The organism is Curtobacterium sp. MCSS17_015 (assembly GCF_003234265.2).
In the GTDB taxonomy this organism is placed as follows: domain Bacteria; phylum Actinomycetota; class Actinomycetes; order Actinomycetales; family Microbacteriaceae; genus Curtobacterium.
Genome location: NZ_CP126256.1, coordinates 622,152 through 640,461, shown reverse-complemented (window position 1 = coordinate 640,461; position 18,310 = coordinate 622,152). Strand labels below are relative to the sequence as shown.

Annotated in this window: 16 protein-coding genes; 11 read left to right on the top strand and 5 right to left on the bottom strand. The window is 72.7% G+C overall.

All coding sequences use genetic code 11. From position 1 onward, the window contains the following. Positions 1-79 precede the first annotated feature (79 nt). On the bottom strand, positions 80-1,519 hold the full coding sequence (gene yczR / locus DEJ18_RS03020) for a MocR-like transcription factor YczR (RefSeq protein WP_111209496.1): 1,440 nt from the start codon (positions 1,517-1,519) through the stop codon (positions 80-82). A 60-nt stretch (positions 1,520-1,579) separates the two neighbouring features. Between yczR and yczE the strand changes: the two genes are divergently transcribed. The 6 genes from yczE (at position 1,580) to DEJ18_RS02990 (ending at position 7,614) form a co-directional block, all read left to right on the top strand. Further along, positions 1,580-2,293 (top strand): membrane protein YczE, encoded by a 714-nt coding sequence (gene yczE, locus DEJ18_RS03015; protein ID WP_111209495.1) that lies wholly within the window; start codon positions 1,580-1,582, stop codon positions 2,291-2,293. 84 nt (positions 2,294-2,377) lie between these two features. Next, on the top strand, positions 2,378-3,259 hold the full coding sequence (locus DEJ18_RS03010; protein WP_181434109.1) for a DUF4097 family beta strand repeat-containing protein: 882 nt from the start codon (positions 2,378-2,380) through the stop codon (positions 3,257-3,259). After that, complete coding sequence (locus DEJ18_RS03005) at positions 3,256-3,849, top strand: PadR family transcriptional regulator (protein ID WP_111209494.1); 594 nt, start codon at positions 3,256-3,258, stop codon at positions 3,847-3,849. The genes DEJ18_RS03010 and DEJ18_RS03005 overlap by 4 nt, the downstream gene beginning before the upstream one ends. Positions 3,850-4,087: 238 nt before the next feature. Next, positions 4,088-6,331: an APC family permease gene (locus tag DEJ18_RS03000; RefSeq protein WP_258376829.1), complete on the top strand. Its 2,244-nt coding sequence runs from the start codon at positions 4,088-4,090 to the stop codon at positions 6,329-6,331. 60 nt (positions 6,332-6,391) lie between these two features. Continuing rightward, on the top strand, positions 6,392-7,249 hold the full coding sequence (locus DEJ18_RS02995) for a hypothetical protein (RefSeq protein ID WP_111209493.1): 858 nt from the start codon (positions 6,392-6,394) through the stop codon (positions 7,247-7,249). A 116-nt stretch (positions 7,250-7,365) separates the two neighbouring features. Continuing rightward, positions 7,366-7,614, top strand: a complete 249-nt coding sequence (locus DEJ18_RS02990; RefSeq protein WP_111081824.1) for a DUF3072 domain-containing protein — start codon at positions 7,366-7,368, stop codon at positions 7,612-7,614. Positions 7,615-7,696: 82 nt separating this feature from the next. Here DEJ18_RS02990 and DEJ18_RS02985 read toward each other — a convergent pair whose 3' ends face one another. Next, positions 7,697-8,836, bottom strand: a complete 1,140-nt coding sequence (locus DEJ18_RS02985; protein ID WP_111209492.1) for an FAD-dependent oxidoreductase — start codon at positions 8,834-8,836, stop codon at positions 7,697-7,699. A 162-nt stretch (positions 8,837-8,998) separates the two neighbouring features. On the opposite strand from DEJ18_RS02985, the gene DEJ18_RS02980 reads away from it, so the two are divergent. Continuing rightward, positions 8,999-9,202 (top strand): DUF3073 domain-containing protein, encoded by a 204-nt coding sequence (locus DEJ18_RS02980; protein WP_111081756.1) that lies wholly within the window; start codon positions 8,999-9,001, stop codon positions 9,200-9,202. Between the two features lie 337 nt (positions 9,203-9,539). On the opposite strand, the gene purM is transcribed toward DEJ18_RS02980, so the two are convergent. Next, positions 9,540-10,634, bottom strand: coding sequence for a phosphoribosylformylglycinamidine cyclo-ligase (purM, locus tag DEJ18_RS02975; protein WP_111209491.1), 1,095 nt, complete (start codon positions 10,632-10,634; stop codon positions 9,540-9,542). Positions 10,635-10,705: 71 nt separating this feature from the next. On the opposite strand from purM, the gene purF reads away from it, so the two are divergent. After that, positions 10,706-12,163, top strand: coding sequence for an amidophosphoribosyltransferase (gene purF, locus DEJ18_RS02970; RefSeq protein WP_111081758.1), 1,458 nt, complete (start codon positions 10,706-10,708; stop codon positions 12,161-12,163). A gap of 167 nt (positions 12,164-12,330) precedes the next feature. Here the strand turns inward: purF and DEJ18_RS02965 are convergent, their stop codons facing one another. Then, on the bottom strand, positions 12,331-12,729 hold the full coding sequence (locus DEJ18_RS02965; RefSeq protein ID WP_111081759.1) for a hypothetical protein: 399 nt from the start codon (positions 12,727-12,729) through the stop codon (positions 12,331-12,333). A gap of 113 nt (positions 12,730-12,842) precedes the next feature. Here DEJ18_RS02965 and DEJ18_RS02960 point away from each other — a divergent pair, with 113 nt between their 5' ends. Then, positions 12,843-15,419, top strand: coding sequence for a helix-turn-helix transcriptional regulator (locus DEJ18_RS02960; protein WP_111209490.1), 2,577 nt, complete (start codon positions 12,843-12,845; stop codon positions 15,417-15,419). A 329-nt stretch (positions 15,420-15,748) separates the two neighbouring features. Here DEJ18_RS02960 and DEJ18_RS02955 read toward each other — a convergent pair whose 3' ends face one another. Beyond that, positions 15,749-16,108 (bottom strand): sterol carrier family protein, encoded by a 360-nt coding sequence (locus DEJ18_RS02955; protein ID WP_111209489.1) that lies wholly within the window; start codon positions 16,106-16,108, stop codon positions 15,749-15,751. A 57-nt stretch (positions 16,109-16,165) separates the two neighbouring features. Between DEJ18_RS02955 and purD the strand changes: the two genes are divergently transcribed. After that, positions 16,166-17,434: a phosphoribosylamine--glycine ligase gene (gene purD, locus DEJ18_RS02950; RefSeq protein ID WP_111081761.1), complete on the top strand. Its 1,269-nt coding sequence runs from the start codon at positions 16,166-16,168 to the stop codon at positions 17,432-17,434. Next, positions 17,431-18,306, top strand: coding sequence for a phosphoribosylaminoimidazolesuccinocarboxamide synthase (locus DEJ18_RS02945; protein WP_111209488.1), 876 nt, complete (start codon positions 17,431-17,433; stop codon positions 18,304-18,306). The genes purD and DEJ18_RS02945 overlap by 4 nt, the downstream gene beginning before the upstream one ends. The last annotated feature ends 4 nt before the right edge of the window (positions 18,307-18,310 follow it).

Sequence of the window (18,310 nt, the reverse complement as noted above, 5' to 3'; positions counted from 1 at the left end):
GATGCTGGCGCGCGCGGGACCGTCACCGCATCCCCCGGGAGGGGCATCGGCATCCACCGGAGGAGTGACACGTCCGCCGTCACACCACCGCCGCGGACGACCCTCGTGCGCCCACGGTCGCGCCGCCCACCCGCGCCCAGGACCGCGCGAGTGCCTCCACCACCCGTTCCCGTTCCGCTCCGGTGACGGTGAACGGCACGCGCAGGGACCGTTCGAACCCGCCGTCCGGCCCGAAGACGCCCCCGGACGCCAGGACGACGCCCTCCGACCGCGCGGCGAGGACCAGCGCGGTCGACACCGGTCGTCCGAGCCCCACCCACGTCGTCAACCCGCCGGCCGGTGAGGGGACGTCCCACTCCGGCAGCCGCGTGCGCAGCGCGGCCACGAGCCCGTCGCGACCCTCGCGCAGGGCCGGACGCCGGGCCTCCAGGACGGCCGCCGTCTGCGGCACCAGTTCGCGCGCGACGAGTTGGTCGAGGGTCGGCGTGCCGAGGTCCCCGGTCGGTCGGGCGAGCAGCAGACGGTGCAGCAGCTCCGGCGCGGCCCGGATCCAGCCGATCCGTAGGCCGCCCCAGAACACCTTGTCCGCCGAACCGACCATCAAGACCTCGCCAGGGGCCCCGGCGGCGAGCGGCGGTGCGGACGGGCCGTCGATGCGGAGCTCCCCCATCGTCTCGTCGGCGACGACCACGGTGCCGACGGCTGCGGCGGCCTCGAGCAGGACGGTCCGGGTGGACGCGGGCATGGTCGCCCCGGTCGGGTTGTGCAGCTCGGGCATGACGTACGCCATCGTCGGGGCCGACCGGCGGATCGCCGCGTCGAGCACGCCCTCGTCCCACCCGCCCCTCGGGTCGACGGGGACCGACACCAGCCGACCACCGGCAGCGCGGAGGGCCTCGTGCGCGTGCGGGTAGGTCGGCGACTCGACGAGCACCGGGTCGCCGCGGCCGACGAGCACCCGCGCCAGCAGCGCGATCGCGTGTTGGGCACCGACGGTGACGATCACCTCGGCCGGCGAGGTCGGCAGCCCCCGCGCCGTGTACCGCTCCGCGATCGCCGCACGGAGACCCGGGTCGCCGACGGTGTCGAACCCGATCCCGGCGAGCGCCGCCGGCAGGTGCCGCATCGCGCGTTCGACGGCCTCGGCCACGACGGGGGCGCTCCGGAGGGCGGCCTTCCGCAGGTCGAGCACGTCCGCCGGCACGACGCCGCCGAGCTGTTCCGGGTCCGGTCGTCCCTCGAGCGGCAGGCGGACGACGCTGCCGGAGCCGCGCAGGGAGGTGAGGTAGCCGTCGTCCCGGAGCCGTGCGTACGCGTTCGCCACGGTGGTGCGGGAGACGCCGAGCGCGCTCGCGAGCCCGCGCTCGGCCGGCAGGCGTGCGCCGTGCGGGATGCGCCCGTCGATGACGAGGACCCGCACGGCGTCGGCGAGGGCCTCGTAGGCGGGCGCGGCCGACCCGGCGCGCCAGTGCGTCAGGAGCACGGCGGCGGAGCGGGCGCTGAGCAGGACGGGCGTCATGGGTCCACGATAGTCGGATTGGCTCTCGACCAGCAGGCCAATCGAGACGAGCATCGAGACATGCCCCGCTCCACAGCCGTCCCCCTCCGGTTCGTGCAACTGCTCGTCGGCCTCTTCCTCTATGGCGCCTCCGTCGCACTCCAGGTCCGGGCCGTCGTCGGTGTCTCGTCGTGGACGGTCCTCACCCAGGGTCTGGAGCACGTGCTGCCGTGGTCGTTCGGCGTCATCACGGTCGTGTCGAGCCTGGTGATCCTGCTGTTCTGGGTCCCGCTGCGACAGCGCCCCGGGATCGGGACGCTCCTCAACGCGCTGGCGATCGGTCCGGCTTCCGACCTGGTCCTGTGGCTGGTGCCCGAGCCGGGTGACCTGGTCGGTCGGGTCCTGCTCTTCGTCGCGAGCCTCGCCCTGCTCGCAGTCGCCACGGCGTGCTACATCGGTGCCGGTCTCGGCACGGGTGCGCGGGACGGTCTCATGGTCGGGTTGCACGAGCGGTTCGGCTGGCCGGTGTGGGCGGCGCGGACGGTCGTCGAGGTCACGGTCGTGGTCGCGGGCTGGTTGCTCGGCGGGGACGTCGGTGTCGGCACGGTGGTCGCCGCGTTCGCGATCGGGCCGCTGGTCCAACCGCTCATGCCGCTCTTCCGCCGGTTCCCCTGGAGCCCTGCCACCCCGGCCGGTCCCACCGCCCAGGCCGGTCCCGCCACCCAGGCCGCTCCCGCTCCCGGTCCCGCTCCCGCCTCGCCGGCTGCTGAGGGAGCGCCGGACGTCTCCGCCTGACCCTGGCGGACCCACAGAACGCGATGTAGCGTGAGCTCCGAGACGCGATACATCGCGTCTCGTCCCGCGTACCGAGGAGACGGCATGGCACAGGAGAAGTGGCTCGTCGACGAGCCGAAGGTCATCGACACCGGGATCGTCCGCGCACTGCGCGTCGGCCTGGTCGGCGGGCAGGTGGACGTCGTCACCCACGACGAGCCGACCGCCCGCGTGGAGATCCACCAGGTCTCCGGCAAGCCGATCAAGGTCGAGATCGAGGGCGACACCCTCACGGTCGACCACCCCCAGATGCGCTGGGACGACCCGCTCGGGTTCCTGAAGTCGTTCCGCGGCGGCGGCGCCCGAGCCGACGTCAGCATCCTCGTCCCGCGCGACGTGACGGTGAACCTCGGGGTCGTCTCCGCCGGCGTCCTGCTCGCCGGCACCGAGCGCGGCGCGGTCCTCAACAGCGTCTCCGGTGACGTCGTCGTCGACGGAGTGATCGGCGACGTCGCCGTGCACGCGGTGTCCGGCACCACGACCATCCGCGACCAGGTCGGCACCGTGACGCTCCGCACCGTCTCGGGCGACGTCGTCGCGACCGGCGAGATCCGTCGGTTCTCGGCGGACGCCGTCTCGTCGGCCGTCGTGCTCGACCTGCACGGCTCGCCCGACCACGTGAAGGTCAACACGGTGTCCGGCTCGGTGGACGTCCGGCTCGAACACGGCACGCCCTACTCCAGCACGATCGCCACCGCCACAGGCCGCCTGCTGTTCGACGACGCCGAGATCCGGGGCGCCCGCGGGACGTACACGCGGACCGACGGGGAGCTCTCCGGCTCGTACGTCGACATCCGGGTGAACTCGGTCTCCGGCGACGTCGCGATCGTGCACGGACCGCCGGCGACGACGGGCCGGGCCCCGGGCACGGACCCCGGCTCCGACTCCGCCGCGCCGAGCTCCGCCGAGCAGGGCGGCGCCGCATGAGCCCCGTCTTCGCGCACGGACACCTGCGCCTCTACCTGCTCGTCCTGCTCGCCGACCACCCGATGCACGGGTACGAGGTCATCACCGCACTCGGCGACCGCTTCGGCGGCACGTACGTCCCGAGCGCCGGCACCGTCTACCCCCGGCTCGCGAAGCTCGAGGAGGACGGCCTGGTCACGAAGACCTCGGACGGCCGCAAGACCGTCTACGCCATCACCGACGCCGGTCGCGCCGAGCTCGACGCCCGTGCGGACGAGGTCGCCCAGCTCGAGGACGGCGTCGCGGACAGCGTGAAGTCCCTGGCCGACGGGGTGCGCGCCTCGGTGGGCGCCGCGATGGAGTCACTCCGCGCCGACCTCGCCGCCGCGCAGCACAGCGGCCCGGCCGGGCCCGCCGGCGCAGCGGGAGCCGAACCGACGTCCGTCCCGGGTTCCGGTGGCCGGACACTCCGCGACGCCGAGATGGCCGTCGCCGTGTTCCGGCAGCAGCTCCGCGCCGACCTCCGGCGCCGCGCAGCCCGCGGGACGCTCGACGACGCGGCGGTCCAGCGACTCCGCGATGGTCTGGAGGCCCTGCGCAAGTCCCTCTGAGGACTGCGGGAGACCGCATGGCCGGCGCCGACGGGGTGGGCGCGATCCGGGCCTCCCGTCGCGCCGGCCGGCCTGATCCGCCACCCTGTCCGTTCCTTCAGGAACCGGCGGACAACCCCTCCCGATCCGCACGGACAAGCGGATCGGGAGGGGTCGCCGCCATCCGTTCGGTCACGGCGGAATACCGTTCGGCCTCCCGGTGTTGCGTTCGCCCCCCGATTGAGTAAGTTCGTCGCTCGTGACCAACGAGACCCGGTCGTTGAAAGCCCGACTGATCGGCGACCCGCTCCCCTCCGAGAAACTCGAGGGGCAGCTCCTGCCGAAGCACCTGGCGCTCCCCATCTTCGCCAGCGACCCGCTCTCCTCCGTGGCGTACGCGCCGCAGGAGCTGCTCATGATCCTGCTGCTCGGCGGGATGGCGTTCCTGACGTTCGCACCCTGGGTGGCCGCCCTCGTCGTGCTGCTGCTCGTCGTGGTCGTCGCGTCGTACCGGCAGCTCATCAAGGCGTACCCGTCCGGCGGCGGCGACTACGAGGTGGCACACCGGAACCTCGGCGAGAAGGCCGGGCTCGTCGTCGCGAGCGCCCTGCTCGTCGACTACGTGATGACGGTGGCCGTGTCGGTGGCCTCCGGCGTCGACAACATCATCTCGGCGCTGCCGATGCTCAACCCGTTCCGCGTGGAGTTGGCGATCCTGTTCGTCGTGCTGCTGGCGGCCGCGAACCTCCGCGGTGTGCGCGAGTCGAGCAAGGCCTTCGCCGTCCCGACCTACCTGTTCGTGGCGAGCGTCTTCCTGATGGTCGTGACCGGCCTCGTCCGGATCGCCGCCGGGGACGCGCCCGTGGCCGAGTCCGCCGGCTACACCGTCGAGAACATCGAGCACACCACACAGGCGGCCTTCATCCTCCTGCTCCTCCGGGCCTTCGCGTCCGGCTGTTCGGCGCTCACCGGTGTCGAGGCCATCGCGAACGGCATCCCGGCCTTCCGCCGCCCGAAGATCAAGAACGCGCAGCAGACCCTCGTGCTCATGGGCGGGATCGCGATCGTGCTGTTCGTCGGCCTCATCACGCTCGCCCTCGTCTCCCGCGTGCACTACGCGGAGAACGCGTGCGACCTGCAGGGCTTCGCGGACTGCGCCGCGACACCGCAGCGCTCCCTCATCGCCCAGATCGCCGCGGCCACGTTCGGCAACAACTCGGTCCTGTTCTTCGTCATCCAGGCGACCACGGCGGCGGTGCTGCTCCTCGCGGCGAACACGGCGTTCAACGGGTTCCCGCTGCTCGGCTCGATCCTGGCGCGCGACTCCTACGCCCCGAAGGCGCTGTCCACCCGCGGCGACCGGCTCATCTACTCGAACGGCGTCATCGTGCTCGCGCTCGTCGCGGCCGCCCTGCTCTTCGTCTACCGGGCGAACGTCACCAGCCTCATCCAGCTCTACATCATCGGCGTGTTCGTCTCGTTCACGCTCGGGCAGAGCGGGATGGTCAAGCACTGGGTGAGCCTGCTCCGTGCGGACCGCGCCGGGACCGCCGGCGAGCCGGTGAACCGCGCGCAGGTCATCCGGAGCCTCACCATCAACTCGGTCGGTGCGACCTTCACCTTCGTGGTGCTCGTCATCGTCACCATCACGAAGTTCACGCACGGCGCCTGGCTCGTCTTCGTGATCATGCCGGTGCTGTTCGTGCTCATGCTCGGCGTGAACCGCTACTACCGCGACGTCTCGCACGAGATCGCCGCGGACGCCGACACCGAGTTCGGTGCCACCGGCGACCACGCGATCGTCCTCGTCAACAAGCTGCAGAAGCCGGTCCTCAAGGCGCTCGACTACGCCATCGCCGCCAAGCACGCCGACCTCGAGGCGGTGCACGTCGCCATCGACGACGCCGAGGCCGCCCGCCTCCGTGAGCAGTGGGCCGAGCACGGCATCGAGGTCCCGCTGACGATGGTGCCGAGCCCGTACCGCGACATCTCGATGCCGCTCATCAAGTACATCAAGGCACACCGGCTCGAGCACGGGTCCGAGGTCGTCACGGTCTACACGCCGGTGTTCATCGTCGGCCACTGGTGGGAGGGCCTGCTGCACAACCACCGCGGTCGTCGCATCCGGAAGAAGCTCCTGCTCATGCACGGCGTCACCGTCGCCCTCGTGCCGTGGCTGCTCGACTCGTCGGAGCTGCTGTACGGCAAGCGCTCCCGCCCTTTCCCCGGGCAGGACCGACGTGGCGAACCCGTCCGGCCGGCACTCCGTCGCTCGCCGCACGGCGTCTTCCGCTCCGAGGCCGAGGAGGACCGCCTCATCCGCTCGGCCCAGCGCAACAGCCTGGAACCGCAGAAGTTGGCACACACCGGGACGCCGTCGCGTCGCGCGACCCGACCGGCCGGCCCGGCGGAGGGCGTCGACCCTGCGACCTGCACCGGTGAGGTCCGCACCCTCGTCCCCACCGCCCCGCCCGTCCCGTCCGCGCACGACGACCAGCACTGAGGACGGCGGGTGCCCGACCATGACCGCGCGTGACGGTGCCCGGTCGTACCATGTGACCCCATGACGACCGCTCCCGAGGACCTCCGCACCTTCGCGACCTTCGACGGCCACGGCGGCAAGGTCCCGAAGCGCGTCGAGGTGCTCGACCACCGGCCGCCGGTCTCGCCGGACGGCCGCTACGACGGACTCGTCGCGGTTCGCGGCGAGCACCCCCTCGGCGCGCTCGACGAGCGGGCGGCCGACGACTCGGCGGAACTGGCGCGCGGGGTCGCGAGCATCGGCTGGGTCGACCCGGCCACGCTCCGGGACTGGTACCGGCCGGACCGGGTGGTGGTGAGCCTCCTGGAGGCCCGCCGTTCCGGGCTCGAGCCCGGCGTCTACGCCGACTCACGCGGTCGCGGTCGCGTGCGGATCGACGGCCAGGAGGCCCACCTCGGCGCCGACGGTCGGCCGGCGTTCCGAGCGCTGGCCGGGTCGGCGGAGTCACCGAAGGTGGACGTGCCGCTGCCGATGGACCAGGTGGTGCGGCTCGTGGTCGTGACGACTGCGGGTGCGGGTGCGGGTGCGGGTGCGGGTCGCGACGGCGCCACCGCCGGTGCGGGTGTGGATGCGGATCCGCTCCCCCGCACCGCCACCGGGGCGACCGGGGTGGAGGTCGTGACCACACCCGTCGCACCGGTCCTGACGCCCGGCGAGTACCCGGAGTACGCCGACGACGTCCCCGGCCTGCCGCCCCGGCCCGCGTCCGGGCGGGTCCGCGTGACCGCGTCCGTCCTGCTCGGCGGCACCCTGCACCGGGTGGACCGGCTCGACGAACGGGCGAACACACTGTGGATCGAGCGGGGCGGTCGGGTCGTGCCGATCGCGGCGAGCGACGTCGGCGGGGACCTGGTCCGGTACACGGCGACGCCGGTCTGACCCCGGCCGGTCCGACTCCGGCCGGTCACGCCGAGTGGCGGCCACTGTCCGTCCCCGGTCGTCGGGGGACGCCAGTGCTGCGCGGGACGTCGGCGGTGCGGCGTACCGTCACGCTCATGAGTGATGCAGACCAGAACCAGCCGGAGACCCTCGGCGGCGAGCGCCCGGACCCGTCGACCACCGCGAGCAAGGACCCCGAGCAGTGGGTCACCGGCGACGAGCCGATGACCGGCCCGCAGCGCAGCTACCTCGACACCCTCGCGCGTGAGGCCGGCGAGGAGCTCTCGGCCGACCTCACGAAAGCGGAGGCGTCCGAGCACATCGAGCGCCTGCAGGAGAAGACGGGCCGCGGCTCCGGTTCCTGAGGGACAGACGTTGCCGTACGGCGGTCCGCTCTCCTGCGGACCGCCGTCTGCCGTTCCCCTGGTGGTCGCCCACCTGCCGTCGTCAGGCGGGCGCGACCGTGTCGTCAGCGGCCAGCACCGCCATCACCTGACGCGCGGTGCGCCGGCCGGCCCGGTTCGCTCCGATCGTCGATGCCTGCGGGCCGTAGCCGGCGAGGAAGAGCCGGGGTTCGGCTCCCGAACGGCCGTCCTCGACGACGATCCCGCCCGCCTCGGTCCGCAGGTGCAGTGGCGCGAGGTGCCGGAGGTCCGCACGGAAGCCCGTCGCCCAGATCACCGCGTCGGCGCGGACGTGCTCGCCGGTGGCGGTCTCGACCCCGTCCGCGTCGAGTCGTGTGAACATGGGTTCGGGCTGCAGCAGCCCACGTGCCAGACCGCGCCGGATCCGCGGGGTGACCGGCAGGCCCGTCCCGCTGACGATGCTCGGCAGCGTCCGCCCTGCTCTCGCTGCGCGGTCCTGGTCCTCGACCGCCGACACCGCGGCTCCGACGGCGAGGGCGGGGTCCTCCGACCAGACCACCGGTCGACGGGTGAACCACCGCGTCGACCGGGCGACGCCGTCGAGCTCGAGCAGGAACCCGATCGCACTCGTCCCGCCGCCGACGACGACGACGTCCTGCCCGGTGAAGTCCGCCGCGTCGCGGTAGCCCGTCGTGTCGAGCTGGCGGCCCCGGAACACGTCGCGGCCCGGGATCCACGGCACGAACGGGGTGCCCCACGTGCCGGAGGCGTTGACGACCACCTCCGAGCGGATCGCCCCGGTGGTGCCGTCGTCCTCTCGGGTCTCGACGACCAGGGCACCGGCGCTCCCGTCGGGACGGCGCTCGTCCTCGCGGTGGACGGCGGTGACGGCGACCGGGCGCCGCACCCGCAGGTCGTGGCGCTCCTCGAACCGGCGGTAGTACTCGGCGACGACCTCGCGGGCCGGACGCGACCGATCGGCCTCGTCGAACCGCAGGCCCATCTCGTGCATGCCGGGCAGGTCGTGCACGCGGTGCGCGAGACCGAGACGGAGCGCGTCCCACCGGAACTGCCACGCGCCTCCCGTCCCCGGCGCACGGTCGAGCACGACGAGGTCGCTGCCCGCGCTGAGGCCGGCGCGCTGGAGGTGCCACGCCACCGAGAGGCCTGCCTGGCCCGCACCGATGACGACGACACGGGCTTGCTGGACGGCGGTGCGCATCACCCTCGATTCTGCTGTGCTCGGGACGCGCCGGGCGAAGCCGGCAACGGGGTACATGGTAAAGTGGCCGACAGATTTCAAACCACGAACCGTCTGTTCTTCCCGGGTGATCACTCCTCGCCCGCCGAGACCGGACACGAGCCGACACAGAGGGGGTCACGCATGGGGCGCGGCCGTCAGAAGGCGAAGCACACCAAGGTCGCCCGAGAGCTGAAGTACTTCAGCCCGGACACGAACTACGGTGCTCTCGAACGCGAACTCTCCGTCGCACAACAGTCGGACGAGCCCGACTACGTCGACCGCTGGGCCGACGAGTTCGGTGACGACGGTGACCTGGACCAGTCGGACACCGACAAGTCCGCCTGACCCTTCGGTCTGACGACGCCGCGCGCCTCCGGGCAGCGCGGCCTCTCGTCGTGTCCGGACGGTCCGCCGTCCGGCGACGTGCATCACGGCCCGGCACGCCGGGCTCGGCCGAGGTCACACGGCGTGCCGCCTCGCGGCCCGGTACGCCGGGCTCGGCCGAGGTCGCACGACGTGCCGCCTCGCGGCTCCGCCCGCGCTGCCGCCCGCCGCGCGGGGTTCCAGGACTCGCCGTCGGTCGACCGTCCCGGTTCCACGATCGCGGGATCTCGCACGCCGAGGTTCCGCGATTGCGGAACCTCGGCGTGAGCGGGCGGCCTCGGCGGCCGCGGGGCGGGCGTCAGCCGGCGTAGGACCCCACGAGACGCACGGCTCCGCCGTCGACGCCCTTGGCGCCCTGCTCGAACCCGGTCAGGTCGCGGGCACTCGTCGACACCGAGCCGACCGTCCACGCGGGCAGACCGGCTGCCCCGAGGGACGCGATGACGTCGGCCGCCGCAGCCCCCGACACGACGGCGAACATGCCGACGCCCAGGTTCCAGGTGCCCTCGGTGTCCTCGATCGGGGTGCCGGCCAGGTCGGCCAGCACGCGGAACACCGGGAGCGGCTGCCAGGTCGAGCGCTCGACTTCGACCCACGAGCCCACGGGCAGCACGCGCGCCAGGTTCGCCGCGATGCCACCACCGGTCACGTGCGACAGGGAGTGCACGGCACCGGGGTGCTGCTCGATGAGCTCGAGCAGCGGGGACGTGTACAGCCGCGTGGGCTCGAGCAGGGTCTCCCCCACCAGGCCGCCGAGCTCCGGCAGCGTGTCGGTGTACCCGATGCCGCGCTGCCCGAGGATGTGCCGGACGAGCGAGTACCCGTTCGAGTGCAGGCCGGAGGACTCGATCGCGATGACCGCGTCACCGTCCTGCACGAGGTGCGCCCCGAGCTGCGACCCGGCCTCGACCGCACCGACCGCGGCACCGGCCACGTCGTAGTCGTCCGGACCGAGCAGGCCCGGGTGCTCCGCGGTCTCGCCACCGACGAGCGCGGTCCCGGTCGCCGCGCAACCGCGGGCGATGCCGGCGACGATGTCCGCGATGCGGTTCGGCACGACCCGGCCGCAGGCGATGTAGTCCGTCATGAACAGCGGCTTCGCCCCGACCACGACGATGTCGTCGACGACCATGCCGACGAGGTCCTGACCGATCGTGTCGTGCTTGTCGATGGCCTGCGCGATCGCGACCTTGGTGCCGACGCCGTCGGTCGAGGTGGCGAGGAGCGGCCGCTCGAAGTCCTTGAGGAACGAGACGTCGTAGAGCCCGGCGAAGCCTCCGACCCCGCCCAGGACCGACGCGTTGTGCGTCGCCGAGACGGCGGACTTCATGAGCTCGACGGCCAGGTCACCGGCTGCGGTGTCGACACCGGCCTCGGCGTAGGGGTTGGGCATACGTCGTCCTCCGCAGGGCATGGCAGACTTGTTCGGTACCACCCGATCCTACGGTCTGGAGCACCCCGCGAATGTGCGGCATCGTCGGCCTCGTTGCGCAGGGGCCTGCAAACCAATCCATCTACGACGCCCTGCTCCTCCTGCAGCACCGGGGACAGGACTCGACGGGCATCGCCACGGTCGACGGGCACGTGCACCACATGCACAAAACCCGCGGCCACGTGCGCGAGGCCTTCCGCACCCGTGACATGCGGGCGCTCCTCGGGACGATGGGCCTCGGCCACGTCCGCTACGCCACCCGCGGCGCCGCGGTGAACGAGGAAGAGGCCCAGCCGTTCTACGTGAACGCGCCGTACGGCATCGTCCTCGTGCACAACGGCAACCTCACGAACACCCGCGAACTCACTCGGGAGCTGTTCGACATCGACCGTCGGCACCTCAACACCACCTCGGACACCGAGCTGCTGGTGAACGTGCTGGCGCACGAGCTGCAGGGCCAGGTTCGCGGCACCCACCTCGACGCCGGGCAGGTGTTCGACGCGGTCGAGCGCGTGCACGAGCGGGTCGAGGGCTCCTACGCGACGATCGCGACGATCGCCGGCCACGGCCTGCTGGCGTTCCGCGACCCGTACGGCATCCGACCGCTCATCCTGGGCCACAAGTTCGACGACGCCGGCAAGAGCGAGTGGGTCGTCGCGAGCGAGTCCCTCGTGCTCGAGTCCGGCGGCTACGACATCGTCCGCGACGTCGCACCGGGCGAGGCCGTCTTCATCGAGATGGACGGCACGATGCACGCCCGGCAGTGCGCGAAGGACCCGCGCCTGGTGCCGTGCTCCTTCGAGTACGTCTACCTGGCCCGCCCGGACTCCGTGATGAACGGCATCTCGGTGTACGACGCCCGCCTCCGTCTCGGCAACCGCCTGGCCGACACGATCGCGCAGTACGCCCCGACCGGCGACATCGACGTGGTCATGCCCATCCCGGACTCGTCCCGGCCCGCGGCCATGCAGGTCGCGCAGAAGCTCGGCATCGAGTACCGCGAGGGCTTCTACAAGAACCGCTACGTCGGCCGGACGTTCATCATGCCGGGCCAGGCGGAGCGCAAGCGCTCGGTCCGCCAGAAGCTCAACGCGATGTCGTCCGAGTTCAAGGGCAAGAACATCCTCATCGTCGACGACTCGATCGTGCGCGGCACGACCAGTCGCGAGATCGTCGAGATGGCCCGGGCGGCGGGCGCGAACGAGGTCACGTTCACGAGCGCCGCGCCGCCTGTCCGGTACCCGCACGTGTACGGGATCAACATGCCGACGCGGGCCGAGCTCATCGCTCACGACCGGAAGATCCCGGAGATCAACCGGGTGCTCGGCAGCGACCACCTGATCTACCAGGAGATCGGTGACATGCGGGACGCGATCATCGAGGGGTCCGACGTCACGGACCTCGAGATGAGCTGCTTCACGGGTGAGTACGTCACCGGATCCGTCTCGCCGGAGTACCTCGCCTGGGTCGAGGCGAACCAGCTCAGCTGACGTCCCGACGGACGTCAGCACCTGACGCACGCAAGGCCCGTCACCAGCTGGTGACGGGCCTTGCGTGCGTCACGTTGCTCGCGTCGGCGACCGCAGGCCGCACGCCGCACGCCGCACGCCGGTGGAACGCCTGCGTCGCCTGCCGATCCCTGCGGATCCCCGCAGGCTCAGCGATCGAGGCGCTCGTCCGGCTCGTCGAGCTCGCCGTCGACGGTCTCGGGCGCGGGGTCGACCGCCACCCGCTCCGCCGTGAGCCGGGCGGCGCGGCGAGTCGAGACCCGGTCGAGCACGACCGCGACGACCGCGCCGACGAGCATGCCGATCGAGACGCCGTAGAGGCTGAAGTAGCCGACGAGGCCGGCGAACCCGGTGGTCTCCTGCTGGTCCCCGCGGTCGATGCCCATGGTGAGGGCCACGACGAGGACGGTCACGAGGAAGCCGAGCACGGCGCCGCCGAGGATGAAGACGCTGAAGCGCGGGGCACGTCGGATGGTGACCTGGTCCGGGGTGGTCACCGCGTCGGGCGCCGGGGCCGGACGCTCGTCGGGGCGGTCGGTGTTGCTCACCTCCCCATTGTCCCCCACCTTGGGAGGAGCCACGCCCGGCAGTCCGTCCCCCGGACGCGAGATGATGGTCCATCACCGCGGGTACCGCGGAGTAGCGAGGACGGAGGTGCGCCATGGTCGACGAGACCGGAGCAGGCGACCGTCGTCCACCGACCGCACCCGCCCGGCTGTCGTGGCCGGTCCTCACTCGCCGCGAGGAGGACCGCGCCGTCGCCGTCGTCGGCGAGCACCGGTGGAGCGTCGCGCTCGTCGGCGCTCCCGGGCTCGGCAAGACCACCGTCGCCGCCCGTGTGACCGACCGCGTCGTCCGCCAGACACCGGGACCGGCGCCCCTCGTCGTGCCGATCACCGCGGTCGCCGCCGGGTCGTCGATGCCGTTCGGCGCCGTGTCCGACCGCTTCGGTGACGTGCTCGGCGACGACCTGACCGAGCCCGTGCCGGCCGAGGAGCGCCTGCGCCGGGCCGCCGGGACGGACGGGCGCGACCTCGTGCTCCGCGTCGACGACGCCGACCTGCTCGACGCGCTCTCCGCCCGGTACGTCGCCTGGCTCGTCCGAGAGCAGGGCGCCCGACTCGTGCTGACCTGCCGGGACTTCACGTCACTCGCCGGACCACTGCGCGCCCTCTGGCAGGACGACCTGCTCGAGCGCATCGACCTGGAGCCGCTCGACCTCCACGAGACGTCGTCGCTCATCGGACGGGCGCTCGGGGCGCCGCTCGAACCGGCCTCGGTCGAACAGGTGCACCGCGCGACCGAGGGGAACCCGCTGTACCTGCGGGAGGTCGTCCGCGCCGGCCTCGCCTCGGGCGCACTCGAGCACACCGCCCTGAGCTGGTACTGGCGCGGGCGGATCACGGCGTCGCACAGCCTGGCCGACATGTACCGGACGGAGCTCGCGGGCCTCCCCGGTGACCTGCGCGACGTCGTCGAGATCGTGGCCCTCGCCGACCCGATCCCGCTGTCCCGGCTGCTGGCCCTGGTGGACGGCGCCGACCTCGACCGGACGGTGGGCCTCGGCTTCGTCCGGATCGACTCCGCCGACACCGGAAGTCCCGTCGCACGGTCGTCGCACCCCCTCGTCGGCGAGGTCGTCCGGGCCCTGGTGCCCGTCGCCCGGCGGACCGCGCTGTTCGCACGGGCGAACGCCTTCCGCACCGACCGGCAGGAGGGTGCGCCACCGGCCGCCCGGCTCCGCGCGACGCTCTGGGCGCTCGAGTGCGGTGTCGTCCCACCCGTCGACCAGCTGCTCGACGCCGCCCGGGTCGCCGAGGGCCTGCAGGAGCACGAGAGCGCCATCGCGTTGACGTCCGCCGCGCTCGGGTCGGACCTCACCCCGACCGAGCGTGTCCGCGCGCACTGTCTGCGCTCGCTCGCGCACGGCTACAGCAGCGGACGCGAGGCCGGACGGGTCGACGCCGAAGCGGCCTGGTGCCTGGCGACCTCCGGGGCGGACGTCGACGACGTCGCCGTCGTCGAGGCCTGCGAGACCCTCGCGAACCTCCGGCAGTTCCACGACGACGACACCGCGGCCGCCGTCGCCCTCACCGAGATCGCCGTCCGGCACGTCGGACCGGGGACGCTCGAACAGCTCCGCGTCCTCCGACTGTCCCACCTCGGCTGGGGCGGCGACTTCGCCGAGGTCCGGCAGGAGCTCGAGCGGAGCGGCGTCCTGCGCTCCCCGACGATCGCCCGGTCCTTCCTGCCGATCGCCCCGGTCGCCGTGATGGCCCTGGGCACCGGCGGGCGCCTCGACGACGCGCTCCGGCTCGGGCAGGCGTGCTTGGCCACCGCGATGGTCCACCTCGAGGACTCGCCCTGGAGCGTCGGGGAGATCGTGTCGGTCCTGCACCAGGTCCAGGTGTGGCGCGGAGACATCGCCGACATGCTGACGCAGGTCCCGGTCGGCCGGTCCGACCCGTTCCTGAAGTACGACTTCACCCTGGAGCTGTTCGGCATCGGGAACCGGGCGCTCGGACAGCGCCGGTGGTCGGATGCGGTGACCGCCTTCACGGCGGCCTGCGAACGGTACGAGATCGCCGACCCCGGCGGGTTCGCCGCGTACGCGTGGTCGCGCCTGGCGCTGTCGCAGGCGTACGCCGGCTCGCCGGACGCGGCCGCGGAGTCGCTGGAACGCGCCCGCAGCACGCCGCTCCGGGCCATGCGGATCCTCGGCGACCAGATCGAGACGACGATCGCCTGGACGGAGGCCCTGCTCGGCAACCCCGCGGGACTCCGGCGCGCGGACACGATCATCCTGCGGGGGACGGCCTCGGGCGCCTGGACGCACGTGCTGTACGCGCAGACGCTGCACTACGCGATGGACGCGTTGCACGGTCGGGACACCACCGCCTCCCTGGCGCGCATGGAGGAGGCCGCCACCAGGGTCGACGGTCCCCTCGCGTCGGCGATCACCGACTACGCCGCGGCGCTCCGCTCGGGCGATCGCGCGTGGATCGCGAGCGCCCAGGCCGCGCTGGCCGCGTGCGGGATGGCCGTGACCGCGGGGCGGACGAAGCAGCCGCTCACGAAGCGGGAGTACGAGGTGGCGGAGCTCGCCGCTCGCGGCCACTCGAACCGACGGATCGCCGACCAGCTCGGGCTGTCGGTCCGGACCGTGGACGCGCACATGTCGCGCGTGTTCTCGAAGTGGGACCTGCACGCACGGTCGGAGCTCGCCGAACTGGTGTGACCGCCGTCCGGGACAGAACGGTCTGAGCCCGGCAGGACGTGCTGGGCAGACCGCAGGAGAAGTTGCGGGATGCAGCACGACTCGCCGCTCCTGTTGACACAGGTCGGCGGGTTTCGCGTAGCGTTGTCTGCGTCGCCGGGTTCGGACCCGTTCGGGTCGGGTCCGAATCCCGGCGACTTCTCCCAGCGTAGGTACGCCGGACCATCGGCACATCGGTAGGACCTACCTAGTTCCCCTCGGGACGCCGATGTCGTCCGGCACCGGCGAGCACGACGTTCCGGCACCGGCGAGCACGACGCGGATCGGGCCTCCCGGACGCGCGCCGTCGGTCAGGGCAGCCGGACGGGCAGGAACGCCGCCAGGTCGGCCCGTGAGCCCGAGGCGCTGACGCGCTTCGTCGTCTCCGGGTCGTCCCACCGCAGCCGCCCCGTGGCGAGCGCGAGCCACGTCGTCGAATCCGTCTCGACCACGTTCGGCGGGGTGCCGCGCGTGTGCCGCGGGCCCGGGACGGCCTGCACGGCGGCGAACGGCGGGACCCGGACCTCGACGCTGTTGCCGGGCACGTCCTCGGCGAGGCGCTGCAACGTCCAGCGGACGGCGGTCGCGACCGAGGTGCGGTCCGTCGCGCCGGCGGTGACGGCCTCGAGCGCGGCCCGACCCACGGCGTCGTCGATGGTCTTCGGCGGCATCTCCACAGGCTAGCCGGTGCACTGCGGGCGGCGACCCGGGCTCGGTAGGGTGATCGGGTGCGAATCCTCGTCCTCGGTTCCGGTGCCCGCGAGCACGCGATCATCACGGCCCTCCTGGCGGAGCAGGCCGGTCACGTCATCACGGCCGCGCCCGGGAACGCCGGCATCGCCGCCGACGTCGAGACGGTGTCGCTGGACCCCACGAACGGCGCGCTGGTGGCGGAGTACGCGCTCGAGAACGACGTCCAACTCGTCGTCGTCGGACCGGAAGCCCCCCTCATCGCCGGTGTCGCCGACCCGCTGCGCACCCGCGGCATCCCGGTGTTCGGCCCCGGCAGGGCAGCCGCGCAGCTCGAGGGCTCCAAGGCCTTCGCCAAGCGGGTCATGGCCGAAGCCGGTGTGCCGACCGGTCGGCCGGTGTCCGCCGGCACGGTCGACGAAGCCGTGGCGGCGATCGACGAGCTCGGCGCACCGTACGTCGTGAAGGCCGACGGGCTGGCGGCGGGCAAGGGCGTCCTCGTGACGGACGACCGCCAGGCGGCGATCGACCACGCCACCTACTGGCTGCAGCACGGACCCGTCGTGGTCGAGGAGTTCCTCGACGGCGAAGAGGTCTCGCTGTTCTTCCTCAGCGACGGGCACGACGTCCGCGCGCTGTCCCCGGCACAGGACTACAAGCGGCTCGCCGACGGCGACCTCGGACCGAACACCGGCGGGATGGGCGCGTACTCGCCGCTGCCGTGGCTCGACGAGCGCTGGGGCTCTGAGCAGGCCTTCGTCGACGAGGTCACCGAGCTCGTCGCCCTGCCCACGGTCCGACGCCTCGAGCACGAGGGCACCCCGTTCGTCGGGCTGCTCTACTGCGGGCTGATCGTCACCGAGCAGGGCGTGCGGGTCATCGAGTTCAACGCCCGGTTCGGCGACCCGGAGACCCAGGTCGTGCTCCCCCGCCTGGCCACGCCGCTGAGCGGCCTGCTGCTCGCCGCGGCCTCGGGGCAGCTCGCCTCGGTCCCGCGTCCGGAGTTCCGCGACCAGGCGGCCGTGACGGTCGTCCTCGCGAGCGAGGGGTACCCGGAGAGCCCGGTGACCGGCCGGACGATCACGGGCGTCGACGACGCGAACGCGCGGGACGGGGTCGTGGTGCTGCACGCGGCGACCGGGGTCCTCGACGGGGAACTCGTCGCGACCGGCGGGCGGGTGCTCAGCGTCGTGGCCACCGGATCTGACTTCGCCGAAGCGCGCGACCGTGCCTACGCGGGCCTGCACGACATCACCCTCACCGGCGGCCGGTTCCGGACCGACATCGCCACGAAGGTCGCCCGATGAGCGCCCCCGTCGTCGAAGGCTGGCGGCACGTCTCGTCCGGCAAGGTCCGTGAGCTCTACGTCCCCGCGGCCACGGCGGACGTGGCCGGTGCCACCGAGCTCCTCCTCGTCGCCTCCGACCGCGTCAGCGCCTACGACTTCGCGCTCGAACCACCGATCCCGGGCAAGGGCGAGCTCCTCACCCGGCTGTCCCGCTTCTGGTTCGGCCAGCTCCGTGACGTCCCGAACCACCTGCTCGCCCCGAGCGGCACGACCACGCCGGTCCCGGCCTCGGTCGAGTCACGGTCCATGCACGTCATGCCGCTCCGGATGTTCCCGGTCGAGTGCGTCGTGCGCGGGTACCTGGTGGGCAGCGGCTGGGCCGAGTACCAGGAGACCGGCAGCGTGTGCGGCGTCGAGCTGCCAGCCGGCCTGTCGAACGGGGACCGCCTGCCGGAACCGATCTACACGCCGGCGTACAAGGCTCCGCAGGGCGAGCACGACGAGAACATCTCGTTCGAGCGCACCGAGGAGCTCATCGGTCCGGCCGACGCCGCGGCGCTGCGCGACCTGTCGCTGGCCGTGTACTCCGAGGCGGCGGCGATCGCCCTCCAGCGCGGGGTCGTCATCGCGGACACGAAGTTCGAGTTCGGCCGCGACGCCGACGGCCTGATCCGGATCGCCGACGAGGTCCTGACGAGCGACTCGAGCCGCTACTGGGACGCCGCCGCGTACGAGTCGGGCAACCGGACGGACTCGTTCGACAAGCAGATCGTGCGCGACTGGCTCAGCGCGAACTGGGACCGGACCGGCACGCCGCCCGTCCTGCCGGAGCAGGTCGTCGAGCGGACCGCGGCACGCTACCGGGAACTGATCGAGCGCCTCGGTGCCTGACCTC

What these genes read in the sequence shown, in the direction of transcription:
- yczR (WP_111209496.1), bottom strand. Translation starts at nt 1,519, where the DNA reads ATGACGCCCGTCCTGCTCAGCGCCCGCTCCGCCGCCGTGCTCCTGACG.
- yczE (WP_111209495.1), top strand. Translation starts at nt 1,580, where the DNA reads ATGCCCCGCTCCACAGCCGTCCCCCTCCGGTTCGTGCAACTGCTCGTC.
- DEJ18_RS03010 (WP_181434109.1), top strand. Translation starts at nt 2,378, where the DNA reads ATGGCACAGGAGAAGTGGCTCGTCGACGAGCCGAAGGTCATCGACACC.
- DEJ18_RS03005 (WP_111209494.1), top strand. Translation starts at nt 3,256, where the DNA reads ATGAGCCCCGTCTTCGCGCACGGACACCTGCGCCTCTACCTGCTCGTC.
- DEJ18_RS02995 (WP_111209493.1), top strand. Translation starts at nt 6,392, where the DNA reads ATGACGACCGCTCCCGAGGACCTCCGCACCTTCGCGACCTTCGACGGC.
- DEJ18_RS02990 (WP_111081824.1), top strand. Translation starts at nt 7,366, where the DNA reads ATGAGTGATGCAGACCAGAACCAGCCGGAGACCCTCGGCGGCGAGCGC.
- DEJ18_RS02985 (WP_111209492.1), bottom strand. Translation starts at nt 8,836, where the DNA reads ATGCGCACCGCCGTCCAGCAAGCCCGTGTCGTCGTCATCGGTGCGGGC.
- DEJ18_RS02980 (WP_111081756.1), top strand. Translation starts at nt 8,999, where the DNA reads ATGGGGCGCGGCCGTCAGAAGGCGAAGCACACCAAGGTCGCCCGAGAG.
- purM (WP_111209491.1), bottom strand. Translation starts at nt 10,634, where the DNA reads ATGCCCAACCCCTACGCCGAGGCCGGTGTCGACACCGCAGCCGGTGAC.
- purF (WP_111081758.1), top strand. Translation starts at nt 10,706, where the DNA reads ATGTGCGGCATCGTCGGCCTCGTTGCGCAGGGGCCTGCAAACCAATCC.
- DEJ18_RS02960 (WP_111209490.1), top strand. Translation starts at nt 12,843, where the DNA reads ATGGTCGACGAGACCGGAGCAGGCGACCGTCGTCCACCGACCGCACCC.
- DEJ18_RS02955 (WP_111209489.1), bottom strand. Translation starts at nt 16,108, where the DNA reads ATGCCGCCGAAGACCATCGACGACGCCGTGGGTCGGGCCGCGCTCGAG.
- DEJ18_RS02945 (WP_111209488.1), top strand. Translation starts at nt 17,431, where the DNA reads ATGAGCGCCCCCGTCGTCGAAGGCTGGCGGCACGTCTCGTCCGGCAAG.